18 protein-coding genes and 2 pseudogenes are annotated in these 14,194 nt (G+C 67.7%); 8 read left to right on the top strand and 12 right to left on the bottom strand.

Features of this window, described 5'->3' with window-relative positions; all coding sequences use genetic code 11:
- Positions 1-110 precede the first annotated feature (110 nt).
- The 3 genes from OG520_RS23585 to OG520_RS23575 form a co-directional block, all read right to left on the bottom strand.
- Positions 111-1,232, bottom strand: a complete 1,122-nt coding sequence (locus tag OG520_RS23585; RefSeq protein WP_399328224.1) for an LLM class flavin-dependent oxidoreductase — start codon at positions 1,230-1,232, stop codon at positions 111-113.
- A gap of 108 nt (positions 1,233-1,340) precedes the next feature.
- On the bottom strand, positions 1,341-2,138 hold the full coding sequence (locus OG520_RS23580) for an SDR family NAD(P)-dependent oxidoreductase (RefSeq protein WP_266418031.1): 798 nt from the start codon (positions 2,136-2,138) through the stop codon (positions 1,341-1,343).
- Positions 2,139-2,148: 10 nt separating this feature from the next.
- Positions 2,149-3,093: an LLM class F420-dependent oxidoreductase gene (locus OG520_RS23575; protein WP_399328228.1), complete on the bottom strand. Its 945-nt coding sequence runs from the start codon at positions 3,091-3,093 to the stop codon at positions 2,149-2,151.
- A gap of 304 nt (positions 3,094-3,397) precedes the next feature.
- Here OG520_RS23575 and OG520_RS23570 point away from each other — a divergent pair, with 304 nt between their 5' ends.
- On the top strand, positions 3,398-3,826 hold the full coding sequence (locus tag OG520_RS23570) for a hypothetical protein (RefSeq protein WP_406014492.1): 429 nt from the start codon (positions 3,398-3,400) through the stop codon (positions 3,824-3,826).
- Between the two features lie 115 nt (positions 3,827-3,941).
- Here the strand turns inward: OG520_RS23570 and OG520_RS23565 are convergent, their stop codons facing one another.
- Positions 3,942-4,253: a hypothetical protein gene (locus OG520_RS23565; RefSeq protein ID WP_406014491.1), complete on the bottom strand. Its 312-nt coding sequence runs from the start codon at positions 4,251-4,253 to the stop codon at positions 3,942-3,944.
- Between the two features lie 82 nt (positions 4,254-4,335).
- On the opposite strand from OG520_RS23565, the gene OG520_RS23560 reads away from it, so the two are divergent.
- Positions 4,336-4,683, top strand: a complete 348-nt coding sequence (locus OG520_RS23560) for a hypothetical protein (RefSeq protein ID WP_406014490.1) — start codon at positions 4,336-4,338, stop codon at positions 4,681-4,683.
- Between the two features lie 116 nt (positions 4,684-4,799).
- On the opposite strand, the gene OG520_RS23555 is transcribed toward OG520_RS23560, so the two are convergent.
- From OG520_RS23555 to OG520_RS23545, 3 genes are all read right to left on the bottom strand, one after another.
- Complete coding sequence (locus OG520_RS23555; protein ID WP_406014489.1) at positions 4,800-5,003, bottom strand: DUF397 domain-containing protein; 204 nt, start codon at positions 5,001-5,003, stop codon at positions 4,800-4,802.
- Between the two features lie 142 nt (positions 5,004-5,145).
- On the bottom strand, positions 5,146-5,364 hold the full coding sequence (locus OG520_RS23550; protein ID WP_406014488.1) for a DUF397 domain-containing protein: 219 nt from the start codon (positions 5,362-5,364) through the stop codon (positions 5,146-5,148).
- Positions 5,361-6,215: a helix-turn-helix domain-containing protein gene (locus tag OG520_RS23545; protein ID WP_406014487.1), complete on the bottom strand. Its 855-nt coding sequence runs from the start codon at positions 6,213-6,215 to the stop codon at positions 5,361-5,363. The genes OG520_RS23550 and OG520_RS23545 overlap by 4 nt, the downstream gene beginning before the upstream one ends.
- A gap of 193 nt (positions 6,216-6,408) precedes the next feature.
- On the opposite strand from OG520_RS23545, the gene OG520_RS23540 reads away from it, so the two are divergent.
- Both OG520_RS23540 and OG520_RS23535 read left to right on the top strand, forming a co-directional pair.
- Positions 6,409-6,825: an ATP-binding protein gene (locus tag OG520_RS23540; protein WP_406014486.1), complete on the top strand. Its 417-nt coding sequence runs from the start codon at positions 6,409-6,411 to the stop codon at positions 6,823-6,825.
- Complete coding sequence (locus tag OG520_RS23535) at positions 6,822-7,397, top strand: hypothetical protein (RefSeq protein ID WP_406014485.1); 576 nt, start codon at positions 6,822-6,824, stop codon at positions 7,395-7,397. The genes OG520_RS23540 and OG520_RS23535 overlap by 4 nt, the downstream gene beginning before the upstream one ends.
- Before the next feature lie 233 nt (positions 7,398-7,630).
- Here OG520_RS23535 and OG520_RS23530 read toward each other — a convergent pair whose 3' ends face one another.
- Genes OG520_RS23530 through OG520_RS23520 form a run of 3 tightly spaced genes read right to left on the bottom strand, consistent with a single transcriptional unit; the run spans position 7,631 to position 9,453 of the window.
- Positions 7,631-8,482 (bottom strand): helix-turn-helix domain-containing protein, encoded by an 852-nt coding sequence (locus OG520_RS23530; protein WP_406014484.1) that lies wholly within the window; start codon positions 8,480-8,482, stop codon positions 7,631-7,633.
- Between the two features lie 4 nt (positions 8,483-8,486).
- On the bottom strand, positions 8,487-8,987 hold the full coding sequence (locus tag OG520_RS23525; protein ID WP_399328246.1) for a DUF6879 family protein: 501 nt from the start codon (positions 8,985-8,987) through the stop codon (positions 8,487-8,489).
- Positions 8,941-9,453 (bottom strand): hypothetical protein, encoded by a 513-nt coding sequence (locus tag OG520_RS23520; RefSeq protein ID WP_399328248.1) that lies wholly within the window; start codon positions 9,451-9,453, stop codon positions 8,941-8,943. Before OG520_RS23520 ends, OG520_RS23525 begins: the two co-directional genes overlap by 47 nt.
- 260 nt (positions 9,454-9,713) lie before the next feature.
- Here OG520_RS23520 and OG520_RS23515 point away from each other — a divergent pair, with 260 nt between their 5' ends.
- The 3 genes and pseudogenes from OG520_RS23515 to OG520_RS23505 form a co-directional block, all read left to right on the top strand.
- Positions 9,714-11,012, top strand: coding sequence for an ASCH domain-containing protein (locus OG520_RS23515; RefSeq protein WP_406016545.1), 1,299 nt, complete (start codon positions 9,714-9,716; stop codon positions 11,010-11,012).
- Positions 11,005-11,424 (top strand): low molecular weight phosphatase family protein, encoded by a 420-nt coding sequence (locus OG520_RS23510; protein WP_399328250.1) that lies wholly within the window; start codon positions 11,005-11,007, stop codon positions 11,422-11,424. The genes OG520_RS23515 and OG520_RS23510 overlap by 8 nt, the downstream gene beginning before the upstream one ends.
- 72 nt (positions 11,425-11,496) lie before the next feature.
- Positions 11,497-11,616, top strand: a pseudogene (locus tag OG520_RS23505) (DUF4440 domain-containing protein); the annotation flags it as partial.
- 1 nt (position 11,617) lies between these two features.
- On the opposite strand, the gene OG520_RS23500 reads toward OG520_RS23505, so the two are convergent.
- On the bottom strand, positions 11,618-12,067 hold the full coding sequence (locus tag OG520_RS23500; protein ID WP_406014483.1) for a hypothetical protein: 450 nt from the start codon (positions 12,065-12,067) through the stop codon (positions 11,618-11,620).
- A 135-nt stretch (positions 12,068-12,202) separates the two neighbouring features.
- Complete coding sequence (locus tag OG520_RS23495) at positions 12,203-13,069, bottom strand: oxaloacetate decarboxylase (protein ID WP_406014482.1); 867 nt, start codon at positions 13,067-13,069, stop codon at positions 12,203-12,205.
- A gap of 889 nt (positions 13,070-13,958) precedes the next feature.
- Here OG520_RS23495 and OG520_RS23490 point away from each other — a divergent pair.
- Positions 13,959-14,192: pseudogene (locus tag OG520_RS23490) on the top strand (SDR family oxidoreductase); the annotation flags it as partial.
- Between the last annotated feature and the right edge of the window lie 2 nt (positions 14,193-14,194).

Below are 14,194 nucleotides of genomic sequence, written 5' to 3'. Positions count from 1 at the left end.
CGGCCCCACGGAGCGGCGGTCCGGGAAGACGCCGCTGGTCCGAGCGGGGCACAGTCAAGCCCCTCCGGCGATTGAGGAGCGGGGGTCCGGGGGCGGAGCCCCCGGAACCACTACGCCGCGTCGCGGAAGCGGGAGGTCCGGTGGACCGGGTCCGTGTCGATCTTCGGGATCACGTGCTCACCGATCAGCTTGATCGAGTTCAGCGTGTCCTCCCGGCTCACCCCGATCGGCAGCCCGAAGCTCAGCTGGTCCGCCCCCGCCTGCTCCCACCGCTTGCACTGCCGCAGCACCTCGTCCGGATCGCCGCAGATCATCAGTTCTTCGGCGATCAGCAGCTCGATGATCTCCTCGGTGTACTCCGGGAGCAGCTCGGGCCACTCGGGTATGCCCTCGGGCCGGGGGAAGGTGTCGTGGTAGCGGAAGAGCAGCGACTGCAGATAGTTCAGCCCGCCGCCCACCGCGATCTCCACGGCCTTGGCGTGCGTCTCGGCGCAGATGGCCGTGGAGGTGACCATGACGTTGTCGTTGACGAAGTCCCCTATGGGATCGGCCTCCTTGACGGCCGTCTTGTAGGACTCGACGACCCACTCCATGTCGGAGACCTTCTGCACGCTGAAGCCCAGCACGCCGAGCCCCTTCTTTCCCGCCATCGCGTACGAGGACGGGGAGCCGGCCGCGTACCACATGGCCGGGTGCGACTTCCCGTACGGCTTGGGCAGGATCTTGCGCGGCGGCAGCGACCAGTGCTTGCCCTGGAAGCCGACGTACTCGTCCTGGAGCCACATCTTGGGGAACTCGGCGATGGTCTCTTCCCAGAGTTCCTTGGTGTGGTTCATGTCGGTGATGCCCGGCATGAACCCGAGGATCTCGTGACTGCCGGCCCCGCGCCCCGAGCCGAACTCGAAGCGCCCCTCCGACAGATGGTCGAGCATGGCGACCTTCTCGGCCACCTTCACCGGGTGGTTGACCGGGGCGAGCGGGTTGAAGATGCCGGATCCGAGGTGGATGCGGTCGGTGGCGTGGGCAAGGTACCCCAGGTACACGTCGTTGGCGGAGAGATGCGAGTACTCCTCCAGGAAGTGGTGCTCGGAGGCCCAGGCGTACTTGAAGCCGGACTTGTCCGCCTGGATGACGTACTCGGTCTCCTCGATCAGCGCCTTGTGCTCTGCCCCGGGGTCGACCTTGGCCCGCGCGGCGGGCACGTACCCCTGTACAAAGAGCCCGAATTCCAAGGGGGTTCACCGTCCTCAATCGTTTCTGACACTCCGTCAGATCGTGATGCGTCCGACTGTTCCACCGGCGCCTGCACCCGTCAATACCTGACACATCGTCAGGTCGACTCAGAACAGGCTGACGCCCGCCAGCCATCCCCCGTCGATGACGAACGGCTGTCCGGTGATGTACGAGGAGTCCTCCGAGGTCAGGAAGAGCGCCAGCGCCGCCACCTCCTGCGGCTGCCCGATCCGGCCCAGCGGCACGAGCTTGCGGTACAGCTCGTCCACCGCCGCCCTGGACTCCTCCGGGTCCGCGGCCGGGTCCAGCGCCGCCGGGTTGGTCATCGCGGTGTCCACGGCCCCGGGGCAGACGGCGTTGACCCGTATCCCCTTCGCGGCCAGCTCCACCGCCGCCACCCGGGTCAGCCCGAGCACCGCGTGCTTGGTGGCGGCGTACGCGCCCACGAACGCCATGCCCGTGAGTCCCGTGTACGAGGCGGTGTTGACGATGGTCCCGCCGCCCGCGGCCTCGATCTCCGGCGCGACGTTCTTGATCCCGAGGAAGGCGCCCACCTGATTGACCTGCACCACCTGCTGGAACTCCTCCAGCGGCGTGGTCACCAGCTCGTTGAACCGGAGGATCCCCGCGTTGTTGACCAGCCCGTCGATCCTCCCGAAGGCGTCCTTCGCGGCGGCGACCGCGGCCTGCCAGTCCTCCTCCCGGCTCACATCGAGACGGACGAACCGGGCGACGTCCTCCCCCAGCTCCTCGCGTATCCCCTTGGCCAGCGCCTCGCCCTGCTCGTCGAGCACATCGGCGATCACCACCCGCGCGCCCTCCGCGGCGAAGAGCCGCGCCTCCTGCTCGCCCTGCCCGCGCGCCGCACCGCTGATGAGTACGACCCGCCCGTCCAGCTTGCCCATGGCCTGACTCCTACCTGTCGAGATGGGGTGCGACCTCGGCGGCGAACACCGCCATCTGGTCGGTCAGTTCGCTGCGGCTCCGGCTGCGGAACCGCACCTGGATCTGGTGGACGCCCATGGCCCGGTACGCGCGCAGCGACTCGGCGACGGCCTCCGGCTTCCCGGTGAGGGTGCGCCGCCCGACGGACCACTCCGGTTCACCGACGTACAGCGGCTCGGTGATCGCACCGATGACGATCGGGTCCTCGACCCCGGCCGCCTCCCGCAGTTCCGTCAGCCGGGCGATCTGCGCGGGCAGCTTCTCCCGCGGATCGCCCTGCGGCAGCCAGCCGTCGCCCCGCAGGGCCGCCCGGCGCACGGCGGCCGGCGAGGAGCCGCCCACCCAGACCGGCACCCGCTCCTGGGCCGGCCGCGGCAGCTGCCCGAGGCCGGCGAAGGAGAACCGTTCCCCCGCGAACTCCGGGTACTCCTCCGGGCCGAGCGCCGCCTTCAGCGCGTCGATGGTCTCGTCGAGCACCCCGCCCCGCCCGTCGAAGTCCGCCCCGAGCGCCTCGAACTCCTCCGGCACGTGCCCGGCGCCGACCCCGAGGATCAGCCGGCCGCCGCAGAGGTGGTCGAGGGTGGCGTACTGCTTGGCGGTGGCCAGCGGGTGCCGCAGGCCGACGACGGCGACATGGCTCATCAGCAGGACCCGCTCGGTGATCCCGGCGAGAAAGGCGAGGGTGGCGACCGGGTCGTACCAGACGGTGCCCATGACCCCGGCGAGCCGACGGGGGATCGCGACATGGTCGCAGCTCGCCAGATAGGCGAAGCCGGTGCGGTCGGCGGTGCGGGCGATTGCGGCGAGGTCGGCCGGGGTGGCCGCCGCCTCCCACCCCTCGGCATAGATGGTGCTCTGCGACTGGATCGGCAGCTGCATCCCGTACGACAGCGGCCCGGTGGGTGATATCGGCACCGGACGGCCTCCTCCCCGAACCGATCTGACGCATCGTCACTTGACGGGCGCGGGGGCCATCGTCACGCCTGACGCCGCATCAGGCAAGGGGCGTGGGGCGTCGGAACGCGATGGGCGCACCGGCGTACCGGGCCGAGGTTCCGCCGTCGCCCCGGCGTGAATCGCGGCGGACGGGAAGACTCAACTTCTCTCGACAGCGGAAGCCCAGCAGCGCCGCCTGGGGCCGGGTGAACTTCCCTCATTTTAAACGGTGCTACGGGCCTATGATGGCGGGCCTACAACAGGAAGCGATGAAGGGTTGTCCGTGGACGCGGAACTGATGGCGCTCGCCTCGACGGCCGGCACGACAGTGGTGACACTGCTTGCCACTGACGCGTGGGAAAGGGCCACGACTGCGGTCGCCACCCTATGGGGACGCGCTTTCCCCGACCGGGTGGAGACCGTCGCGGCCGAACTGCTGGAAACCCGGGAACTACTGCTGCACGCAGGCGAGCAGGCCGACTCCGGTACGCCGGAATTCGACGAGGGAACCGCTGAGTGGCGCGGCAAGTTCCGTCGGCTACTCCTCGCACAACCGGAGTTCGCGCAGGAAGTACGCCGCATCCTCGACGAGGAGCTGATCCCTTCACTGCCCGCACCCGCACCGGCCGCGTCCATCGTCTTCCACGCCAATCCGACCGGAAACGCCCGTGTGTACCAGGCCGGCCGCGACCAGAACATCCACGAGCGATGACCGAGGGCTCGTCAGCTCCTGAAGGACCACGCCCCACGGCATCCTTCGATTCCTCGCCGTCGGACACCGGGCGGGCCTATCAGGCCGCCGGGAACCAGAGTATTCACGAGCACCACTACCACGGACCGGTGACCCATCCCGCCCCCGCTGCAGCGTCTCGCCCCACCAAGGGCGGACCCGCGCGGTTCTGGTTCACCTCCTTGGCAGCCGTCCTGCTGGTCGGGGCGGCCAGTGGCGGTACATGGCTCTGGTTGAGATCCGCGTCGCCCGCCGTCACCGCGGGCGGGGACAAAGCCCACCACTCCACGGGACCGTCCGCCCCCGGTTCATCGTCGCCCTCCCCGTCCGCGAGGACGCACCGCACCACACCCAAGGCGGGGCACACCACGGAGCCCTCCGCCACGCCGAAGGACTCGGTCCCCGACACACGGAACTCCGCCCCCGCGCCAGAGGCACCGCCGAACCCGGCGGATCCCAAGAACTGCCGGACGTGGTTCACGTCGAAGGAAATGCCCAACGTGCAGGTCCGCCCCTGTTGGCGGCGGGACGGCTCGCGCGTCTACATGGTGGGCGAATGGCGAGCCACGCGGGGCTCGGAAACAGTGGACCTCTATCTCTGGCTGAAGGACGCGACCGGCAAAGCGGTCTACCCGCAAAGTCAGGCTCGCAGATACACGGGCCTGCAGGTCTCCGTCCCGGACCCGTCCCGTAAGCAGTGGGAACAGGAGGAGGTCGGTATCGACCTGGTCCAGGGAGCCAAGTACGTGGTGTGCCTCAGCGTTTTCCCCACCGACCACCTGCCACCTGCCATCACACAAGCGTCCGTCAGTGGAATCCAGAAGGACTTCACCTACTGACCAGGTTTCGGAGTCGATGGCATAGACCTCGGCCCATGACTCCGCCGGGTCGACCGCTCACGCTCCGAAGCCACATCCCCGCGTCCGCCCACTGCCCGGGTCCGGGAACGCCCGCCTCAGATCACGCCGTCACGCACGGCGGCGACGAACACCCGCCACGAGGCGGACCCGAAGACCTGCGCACCCAGGCACCGGTCCTTGCTGTCCCCAACTGCCACAAGGTCTTCCGGCGTCACCTGGGTCTCGACGCACGACCCCCCGTTGTCGCCACTGTACGAGGACTTCGTCCACGCGTTCTCGGGGAGGCCGTATCGCGCCATCTGCTGTGCCCACCTTCAGGCTATGTTCGCGAACTCCCGCGCGATCTCCGCGATCAGCTGCATGGACTGACGCGTCGCGAGAGCCGATGCCCGCAATTCCTCAAAGGCTAGCCGGTACCGGTCATGCCCCGACACGCGTTCCTCAGATCACGCCGTCGCACACGGCGGAGACGAACACCTGCCACGAGGCGGACCCGAAGACCTGAGCGCCGAGGCCGTGGTCCTTGCTGTCACGCACGGCTTGACGGCCGGATACCAGAGCCGCGTGCTCGACGCAGTCGTTGTTCGAGCCGCTGTAGGTGCTCGTGTGCCAGGACGCGGCCTCCAGTTCGGCAGCCGGCAGATCCAGTTCTTCGGTCATGGTCTGCTTTCCTCGATGAGGTCGCGAATGTACCGCCGGGACGCGGTCGGGGACAGTGCGGCCGCCGTCAATTCGTCCCACGCCTTCGCATACCTCTGAACATCCGCACGCTGCTCAAGCAACGTACCACCGGTGATGTGCTCCAACCACACCACTTCGACCGGGGGCTCCGGCAGCAGGCTGAGAGCGGCGAACGACACGTACTGCTCCATGGGCAGTACGGAGTTCAGCGGAAGAACCTGGATGGTGATGTTCGATCGGGAGCCCGCGCTCAGCAGATGCTGCAACTGTTCCTGGACGACATCGGCCCCTCCGCCGATCCGGTGGAGAGCCGGTGCGTCGACCACTGCTCGAAGCCGGAACCCCGCGGTGTTGTCGAGGAGTTCCTTGCGCTTCATGCGCGTCTGGACCAGAGCCTCGATCTGGTCCTCGGAGGATGCGGCCCCGAACAGGCGCCGCATGTACGCCTCGGTCTGCAGAAGGCCCGGCACAAGCACCGGCTGGAACGTGCGGACCGCCTGCGAGTCCGCCTCCAACGTCAGATAGTCCTTCAGCTCGTCGTGAAGGAGTGGGCCGTGCCCGCTCCACCAGTCGACCCTGTGGATCTCCTTCGCCAGGCGCTTCAGATTCGCCCGCTGCCGCTCGTCCTCGACTCCGTACAGATTGAGCAGAGTGGTCAGGTCGAGCGGGCGGATACCTCGCTTGCCGTTCTCGATCTGACTAATCTTGGGCTGGCCGCACTCCAAGGCGTCGGAAGCATCCTGCACCTTGAGACCGGCTTCCAGACGAAGTCGACGAAGTTCGCCGCCGAGTCGGCGGCTACGCATGGTGGGCATGTCGCTCTGAGCCATGGCCACATGATGGTCGCGCCCCTCAACAACACACAACTGCCACCGGCAGGTTATACCCGTACGCATGAATCACTTAAGGAATAGTTGCCTACGAGATGGTTCTCGCGTCACCATCCTCCGCATGACCGAGAGCAGTCGGTCCGCCACTGCGCATTGATCGATTGGCACGCCCTCACATCACCCAGGAGGAGCCATGAACGCCACGACCGAGACAGAACCCCCGCACTACCGGCACGAGTTGTACGTCCATCCGCAGTCACTCGCCCAGATGCGCCGCATCGTCGCCTGCCTGGTTGACCTGTGGGACTTCCGGGAGTTGACGGACGCCACCGCGCTCTGCGCCCACGAACTGCTGACCAACGTCGGCCGTCACACGCCCTCGCCGCGCTGCACCCTCACGCTCCGGCGCCGCACCGACGGCGTACGCATCACCGTCGGCGACTCCAGCCCGACGCCGCCCACGCCTCGCGTCCCGGACTGGATGGCCGAGAGCGGGCGGGGGCTCGCGCTCATCGGCGGGCTGGCCGCCAACTGGGGCTCCGAGCCCGCCCCGTACGGCAAGGACGTCTGGGCGGACCTGCGCAGCTCACGCCGGAGGAGCGTCGCATGAGGCGCCACGACTCCCCCGCGCACGCCCTCGACCACCGGCCGGCCTCCCGGCACGCGGCGGCCGAACTCGACTCCGCGCTGCGGGAAGCGGGCATCCGCGTCCCGCTCGCGAGGCACTGTGCCGAACCACAGCCCGGCCGGGTCGAGTTGGGGCCGCTGTCCCCCGGCGAGGCGAGCCGGCTGACCCAGCTGGTCCGGACGGGCACGAAGCGCACGCTCAAGGCCGCAAGGGCCTTACGTGACATCGTCGACGCCTACCGCCTCGACCTGCCGGGAATCCAGGTCCGGGACGGCCGCATCGCGCTCGGCAGCGCCTCACCGGCCACCGCCGAACGCCTGGCCCGGCTGCTCGGCGCCACTCCGCCGGGCCCGGAGACCCTGGCCGCCACCCCGCTGGACGCGGACCGGGTCGGCGAGCGGCTGCGGCTCGCCTTCGCCGCCGCCACCGGTGGGGACGCGCTCGACGGCCGCGTACAGGAAGCGGAAACGGCACCGGGCGTGGAACCGGTGCTGGCGCTCGGCTCCATCGACGTGGCCACGGCGCGTCGGCTGGTCGCGGCCCTGCGGTTCTGAATCAGGGGGCTGTCGGGGTGCCCGTGTCGTGATCCGCGTCGCCTTCCGGGTCGTCGCCGCCGGTCGCCGCACAGGAGGCCCGACGCCGCGGCGAGGCAGACGGTCGGCCTCTGACACCCTGACTGCCCTACCTGTGCGGGCGGCCCCCTCGGCTGTCAGAGGGAGTCTCGCCACGCTCGGGCGCAGGCGGCCATCAGCACCGACGAAGTCCGGTGTCGATCAGGCGGCGCTCGTCAGGCACCTTGAAGGCGGCTGCGAGCGGCGTCGATCTCGTCCCGGGCGGCAGCGCCATATACGGCTTGGTCCCGCAGAGCGGCGAATACGCGGACAAAGTACGAGATGTTCTCAGGCCTGGACGTCTGGAACGCCCCTGACCAAAACTCTTGCTTGAGCAAGCTCTCATCGAACAGGTAGAAGCCCTCACCGGGGTAGAGCGAACGCGCCCGGCCTTCCGGGATGATCCCGATGGACACATACGGAAGCCGCGACACATCCAGGAGGTGGTCGAGCTGCCCGTTCATCACCTCGGCGCCGCCCGTGTTGTTGGTCAGTGCCGAGGCTTCCAGGAGGAACGAGAAGATCGGTGCCCCGGTGCCGAGATACCTTTTCCGAGCCATGCGGTTCTGCGCCGCTTCCTCGACATCTTCCGATGGCAGGTCGTGAAGCCTGGCATGGATGGTGAACTGCGCCTTCGCGTACTCGACCGTCTGTAGAAAACCGGGAACGAACAGCGACTCGTAGACGCGGAGAACCCTGGTCTTTGCATACAGGTCCATGGCTTGCAACTGGAGACGTTTCATCCCCGGTCGGTGCCACCGTTTGTAGTCGGTCCACATCAACTCGATCTCGCGACGCACCGCGACAAGTTCGGGAATCTTCCCTTCGGCGGCGCAAGCCGTTGCCCACCTTCGGATGTCGTCCTCGGTCGGGACCTGTGTCCCGTGCTCGATCTTCGACACCTTGGTCTTGTGCCAACCGCAGCGCCGCGCGAGTTCGACGGCCGACATGTTGTTGTCCCGGCGTAGTTCCTTGAGCTGGGTGCCGAAAGCGCGTCTCGTGGAATCGGAGGGTTCTTGGTCCGACATGTCTCTAGGGCTTGTACTCACCGTTGGGGACACCGAGCGACCACGCCCGCTCGAATGCTTCATTGCAGAATCCGACCACGTACGGATCGGTCGAGAGCTGAATGTCCGTCTGTTGGTTGTCTCCCCCGACGAGGTTGAACACCACCAGGTCATCACGGATCAGGCAGTCGTTACCCGGCAAGGGCAGCACCGATGCGAGAGGGCGGGGAAGCCACCGAAGACGCTCTGCGGGGTCAGCCAGCTCGACCGCCATCCGCTGATAGTCCGAGAGCGGTTCGGAGACAACCCTCACACGCCGGTAAGGAAATCCGGAAGCGGCCTTCCCCGTCAGGAACTCACGATGCCCGCACATCGTCTCCTCGACTGTCTCTCGGTCGCCCGAACGCCATGCTTCAAACAGTGAACGGTCTACCTCATAGAAGTCGCGCAGCTCAAGCTTTCGGATTTCCTGGGCAGGGTCACCGAACAGCAGCTCGATTCGGCGCGATGCCGAGATCAATTCCATAGCGCTCCCTGACGTACTTCCGCACGAACACATCCATGGTCCGCCCGGACATCTCCCCGAACGTCTCGTCGTCGGCCAGCGCGACGAGCTGATCCCGAACCTTCGGCCCCCGCTTCTTGAGCTGCACGATCCATGAATCACGGTCGGTCTCGTAGAACGTCTCGCACTCGATTCCGCCTTGAGATTCGGGGTCCGTACAGAAAAACGTAGCGGTCACATCGTCGTCACTGTAGCCGTGTTGCCGCATTTCTCTCCCCCATGTTCGGGCCAACGCCGCCCACCGACCCTCGCCCTGCGACCACCCCGAGGTCAAGCGCCCAGCAGCACGAAGCCTTCCCCCGGGCGAACTCTCAGCAACTATGAGCAACTTCGTTGAGTCCCATCGGCCAACGCTCGTACGGTCCATCCCACGCCCCACGCCGCTCACATCGGCGAAGGAGCAAAAACCGTAGACGAGCGCTGCCATCCACCCAGCAGCCGGCCGCATGCGGAGTGCATGCGTCACCGAGACCAGCGCTGAGCCGTCCTCACGGCGGTTCGTGAGCAGAGCGGAGGTACGAATTGAACGCCGTCGACCTTCTCAGGTCACCCAACACCGTACTGGCCAACGCTGTTGACGATGCTCTGGACGTGCTTCGCCCGCGTCTCCTTGAGACCGGAGCGGAACGAATCGATTTCACCGTGGGGACGCAGCTCAACGGGCGCCCCCATATCGGGACGCACTTGGTGCAGTCCCTGTCGTTCCTGGTTGCCGAGCGGGCCAGGGACGAGTTCGGGATCGAGACGGTCGTCGACTTCGTCGCGCTGGACAACGCCCCCGCCGAGACGATCACCCGAGACGGCCGAAAGTATCAGCTGTCCTATCACCACCAACGCGGCGCTCACGGCATCAGGGCCCTCGTCGCCGAGCACTACTCCCCGCTTCTGAGGGCAATGGCCCGCCGCACCGGCGTGGAATACCGGGTGGGCACCTACACCGAGCAGCAGGCCGGTACAGAGTTCCGGGCTGAGTTCCTGCGGACGCTGGAGCACTTGGACGGAATCCGGTTCTGGTTGGCCCCGGCCAGGGGAACCGCTCACATCCGGCTGCCGTGCCCGGTGTGCGGGTGGGCGGAGAAGCACGCCGATCACACGCGGCTGCTGGAGTTGGACGGCTCGGGTGCCCTGTTCGAGGCAAGGTGCCACGCGCACGGCTGGTACGAGACGGACGTGACGCCCCTGGGCGGCGGCTACCTGGACTTGGCGACTCTGTGCCGCAATGTCGTCAAGGAACGGTCCTGCCGCCCTGAGGACGGCACGTTGCACGTCATGGTGAAGGGCGGCGACTGGGCGTTCGGCTGCCAGTTGGTGGACGGCGCACACGCGGCCATCGGTACACCTGCTGCCCCGGTGCCGCTTCGGATCTTCACCCCTCAGATCCTCGGCAGCGACGGCGGGAAACTCTCCAAGAGCCTCCTGAACGCGACTGTCGACGCCGGAGACCCATCGGGAGGCAGCACCGCCGAGTGGCTGCTGAATCCGGCTGTGTGGCCCGGCACGCAAGCGGACTACGTGGAAGCGCTCACCGGTGTCGGGGAGCTGATGCTCAGCGATCCGAGGCACTTCTACCGGTCCTACACCACGACCGCATTGGAAACTCTGATGACCAGCCGCCGGCCTGCCAGGAACCAGTCCCAGGCACATGGCCGTCCCCGCAGCATCCAGATCTACAAGCAGTACTTCGACCTGATCGCCGACGGTTCCAAGACCGTCGAAGTCCGGGTGGCCTACGACTCGATGAAACGGATCAAGGCCGGGGACCTGCTCAACTTCACCTGTCGCGGTGAAGAGTGCCTGACCCGAGTCAAGCGCATCGGCCGGTACCGGACGTTCAAGGAGATGTTCGGCACCGAGGACGTGAAGGCGGTCAACCCGAACGCCACCGCGGCCGAACAGTTGCGGGCGATTCAGGCGATCTTCCCGCCTCACAAGGAAGCCCTCGGCGTCCTCACGTTCGAGATCGAGCGGGTGGACGCCGATGAATAGGCCCCGGCGGGTGCTGGTGGTCTGCAAGGGCAACCACTGCCGGTCCCCGATCGCGGCCGTGATCATCGCCGCGCGATCCGGGGGCACACTGGAGGTGCGCTCGGCCGGCACCCGCAACTGGCATGTCGGCAAGTCCGCCCATCCCCTGGCGGTGGAGGCCGCCGCCGCCTTCGGCTACGACCTCACCGAGCACCGGGGCCAGCTCCTGGACGAGGACCTTCTCTCCTGGGCTGACGACCTGATCGCAGTGGACGACGAAACCGCCCTGGCCGTCGAAGCGCTGGCCGGTCCGGGCCGACCGGTCTCCGTCCTCGGCGAGGGCATCACCGACCCCTGGGGAGGTGGCCCGGAGGACTTCGCCAGAACCGTCCTGAAGATCCAGGAAGTCACCGGGCTGCCCCATACGGCCTGAACGCCACCCCAAGCACCCCGGCCGTCCATTGTTCCTCGTGAAAAAGCGGTCCGCTGTTCCCCGTGAAAATGCGGCCCGCGCTACGAGCCTTCAAAGATCACCGGTGTCCTGCTGGCACCCGGGCTGGTTCACCTCAGCTACGAGACCACGCTGGATGGAAAACGGGCACGGCGGAGTTCGCTCTGGCGCAAAATCAGGAGGCCGGCGGGGTGCCCGCGTCGTGATCCGCGTCGCCCTCGTCGTCGTCCCCGCCGGTCGCCGCGCTCTCGGGGGCCTTGGCGGTGCCGGGGGCCGTCGCCTCCTCTTCCTCGTCGCCCTCGTCCTCGTGTTCGTCCGGGGCGGCCTGGACGCCCACTCCCTGTGAGCTCGACACGTTCTGGTCGATCGCGCCCCCGCCGCCGTCGTGATCGCTGCCCGCCGTGCCCTTGCTGAAGGGGCCCAGCACGTTGAGCGTGCGGTCCACCTCCAGCCAGGAGTCGGCGTTGGAGTTGTCGATGGTGACCAGGGAAGGCCCGTGGTGCGTCTCCATGCCACCGTCCGGGGCGTCCGCCCAGGCGGCACCCGCGGCCCACTGGCCCTGGCAGAGCGCGCCGAGGACGACCGAAGCCAGGGCCGCACGCGCCCTGGACGAGGTGATTCCCATGTGTCCGTGTCCTTCTTTCGCTGTGGTTCACGTGGTGCCGGGGCCCGTGGGGCGTGGGGGTGCGCCACGGGGTCCCGGCGTTCGGGCGGTACGGATACGGCCGGGCGCTCCCCCGCTCCCGGCACGCGGTCCGCGTCAGACGGTCACGGCCACGGATTCGGAGGAGTGGTGCCTGCTGATGTTCTTCTCCAGCAGCTCCGTCGACCGCTGCACCCCGATCCCCTCGGCGGGCACGAACTCGGGAAGCCGCCCGTCGGCCCGCTTGAGCTCCGTCAGCGCGCCGTCGATGGCCGCGTGCGCGGCGAAGAGGCAAGGGGTGCTGTAGATGGCCACCTGGCATTTCAGGTCGGTCAGTTCGGAGAGCGAGAGCCTGGGCGACTTGCCGCCCGCGATCTGGTTGAAGAGCAGCGGCTTGTCACCGACGACCTTCCGGATGCGCTTGATCCACTCGACGCTGCGCACTCCGTCGACCAGGACGACATCGGCGTCCGTCTCGGCCAGCGCCTCGGCCCGGCGCAGGATGTCGGCCTCCTCCGTGGCGTCCGTGCGGGCCACGACCACCAGGTCCCGCCTGCTCTCCAGCACCAGGTTGAGCTTCTCCAGGTACTCCTCCAGCGGCAGCACCTGCTTGCCGTCCGCGTGACCGCACCTGCGGGGGCGCTTCTGGTCCTCCAGGATGACGCCGGAGGCGCCGATCCGCTCCAGCCGCTGCACCACGTGGCAGGCGACCTCGGGATCGACGTAGCCGTCGTCGATGTCGACCAGCAGGTGGTGGGAGGGGAAGGCCAGCCGCAGCCGCTCCACGAAGGCCACCATGTCCGGCCAGGCGATGAAGCCGATGTCGGGGAGCCCGTAGTGGGAGGCGGCGAAGCCGAATCCGGACACGAAGAATCCGTCGTAGTGCCGGGCCACGACGGAGGCCGAATACATGTCGTAGATGCCGATGAGAGGGGTCGTACCCGGAGATCGGACTTCTTCCCTCAGTGCAGTTCCGTAGCGCACAGCGTCTCTCCTTGACCAATGGATGAACGGGTGTTGGGCGATGTCGTCCCGGGTGCTGCGGGCCCCGTCGACGCCGGGACCCGGAGTCACCGATGCCGCGGGTGCGGGAACACCACGCGCAGCACTCACTTACGGAAGAGGCGTCGGCATTCCTGCCGCACGGGACGCAAAACCGCCCACTTACGAAGACGCGTATATCTATACAACCGTGACCGTGTCTTTACCCAGAGGCGCGGCGCTTTTTACCTTCTGTGCGAGGCTTTCCGGGCGCACGCCGGGGGCCTGCCGAGGGCGCGAAGAATCCGATGGGCACTTTCTTTCGGATCATCCGAAACAACAACTCGGGAAAGCGCCGAATGCCTTGCGCATACGTCGTGTTGACGTTCTACGGGACCGCCGGATCGGCAGCGCCGAAGGACACCGCCCGGTGTTTCGCCGGACCGCTTCAGCAGTAACGTTCCACCCCGCCGGAGGCCGTCGGCGGCAGGCTTATCGGTCGAACTGTTCGAGGAAACTCTCCACATAGTTTTCCAGGCGCTCCGTGAGCACCTCGGGCGTCAGGTCGGTCCGTCCCAGCTCCCGCCCTGTGCGTACGGGCCGTCGGAGCGCGCGAACGGAACGCGGCTGCCGCCGACGACCGCGACTCTGCGGGGCTGCGGTCGTTCGAGGGGGATCATCTCGACCAGTTCCTGACTCTTGAGTAACCTTACTTTGGAGTAAATCCACGACCGAGCAGGGAGTCTGGACCATGGCCGACCGCTATCTGCACTTCACCGGCACAGCACCCGGCCGTTTCCCGACCCGGAGGCTCGGCCTCCCGCAGCCCGCCCCGCTGCGCCGCTGGTCGCGGGAGACCCCGGCCCTGGACGGCCCGCTGCTGCACCTCACCGCCGCCGACCACGGCGTCACGGTCAACGCGGTGGCCCCCGGCTTCACCGAGACGAAGATGACCGCGGCCGTCCCCCTGTTCATCCGGGAGGCGGGCCGCCGGATGAACCCCCTCTCGCAGGGCGGCCTCCCGGTCGATGTCGCCGGGACGACCGCCTGGTTCGCCCAGCCCGCCTCGACGGCCGTCAACGGCCAGATCGCGCGCGTCTGCGGCCAGAGCCTGCCGGGGGCGTGACC

The organism is Streptomyces sp. NBC_00984 (assembly GCF_045162475.1).
Taxonomy (GTDB): domain Bacteria; phylum Actinomycetota; class Actinomycetes; order Streptomycetales; family Streptomycetaceae; genus Streptomyces.
Note: the sequence above shows the minus strand (reverse complement) of the source record. Positions and strands in the feature narration are given on the sequence as shown.

Bases quoted from the DNA above. Each gene is read 5' to 3' on its own strand.
- OG520_RS23560 (WP_406014490.1), top strand. From the start codon at position 4,336: ATGCCCAACGTGCAGGTCCGCCCCTGTTGGCGGCGGGACGGCTCGCGC.
- OG520_RS23500 (WP_406014483.1), bottom strand. From the start codon at position 12,067: ATGGGAATCACCTCGTCCAGGGCGCGTGCGGCCCTGGCTTCGGTCGTC.
- OG520_RS23535 (WP_406014485.1), top strand. From the start codon at position 6,822: ATGAGGCGCCACGACTCCCCCGCGCACGCCCTCGACCACCGGCCGGCC.
- OG520_RS23555 (WP_406014489.1), bottom strand. From the start codon at position 5,003: ATGGCGCGATACGGCCTCCCCGAGAACGCGTGGACGAAGTCCTCGTAC.
- OG520_RS23510 (WP_399328250.1), top strand. From the start codon at position 11,005: ATGAATAGGCCCCGGCGGGTGCTGGTGGTCTGCAAGGGCAACCACTGC.
- OG520_RS23520 (WP_399328248.1), bottom strand. From the start codon at position 9,453: ATGGCAGCGCTCGTCTACGGTTTTTGCTCCTTCGCCGATGTGAGCGGC.
- OG520_RS23525 (WP_399328246.1), bottom strand. From the start codon at position 8,987: ATGGAATTGATCTCGGCATCGCGCCGAATCGAGCTGCTGTTCGGTGAC.
- OG520_RS23545 (WP_406014487.1), bottom strand. From the start codon at position 6,215: ATGGCTCAGAGCGACATGCCCACCATGCGTAGCCGCCGACTCGGCGGC.
- OG520_RS23550 (WP_406014488.1), bottom strand. From the start codon at position 5,364: ATGACCGAAGAACTGGATCTGCCGGCTGCCGAACTGGAGGCCGCGTCC.
- OG520_RS23530 (WP_406014484.1), bottom strand. From the start codon at position 8,482: ATGTCGGACCAAGAACCCTCCGATTCCACGAGACGCGCTTTCGGCACC.
- OG520_RS23540 (WP_406014486.1), top strand. From the start codon at position 6,409: ATGAACGCCACGACCGAGACAGAACCCCCGCACTACCGGCACGAGTTG.
- OG520_RS23580 (WP_266418031.1), bottom strand. From the start codon at position 2,138: ATGGGCAAGCTGGACGGGCGGGTCGTACTCATCAGCGGTGCGGCGCGC.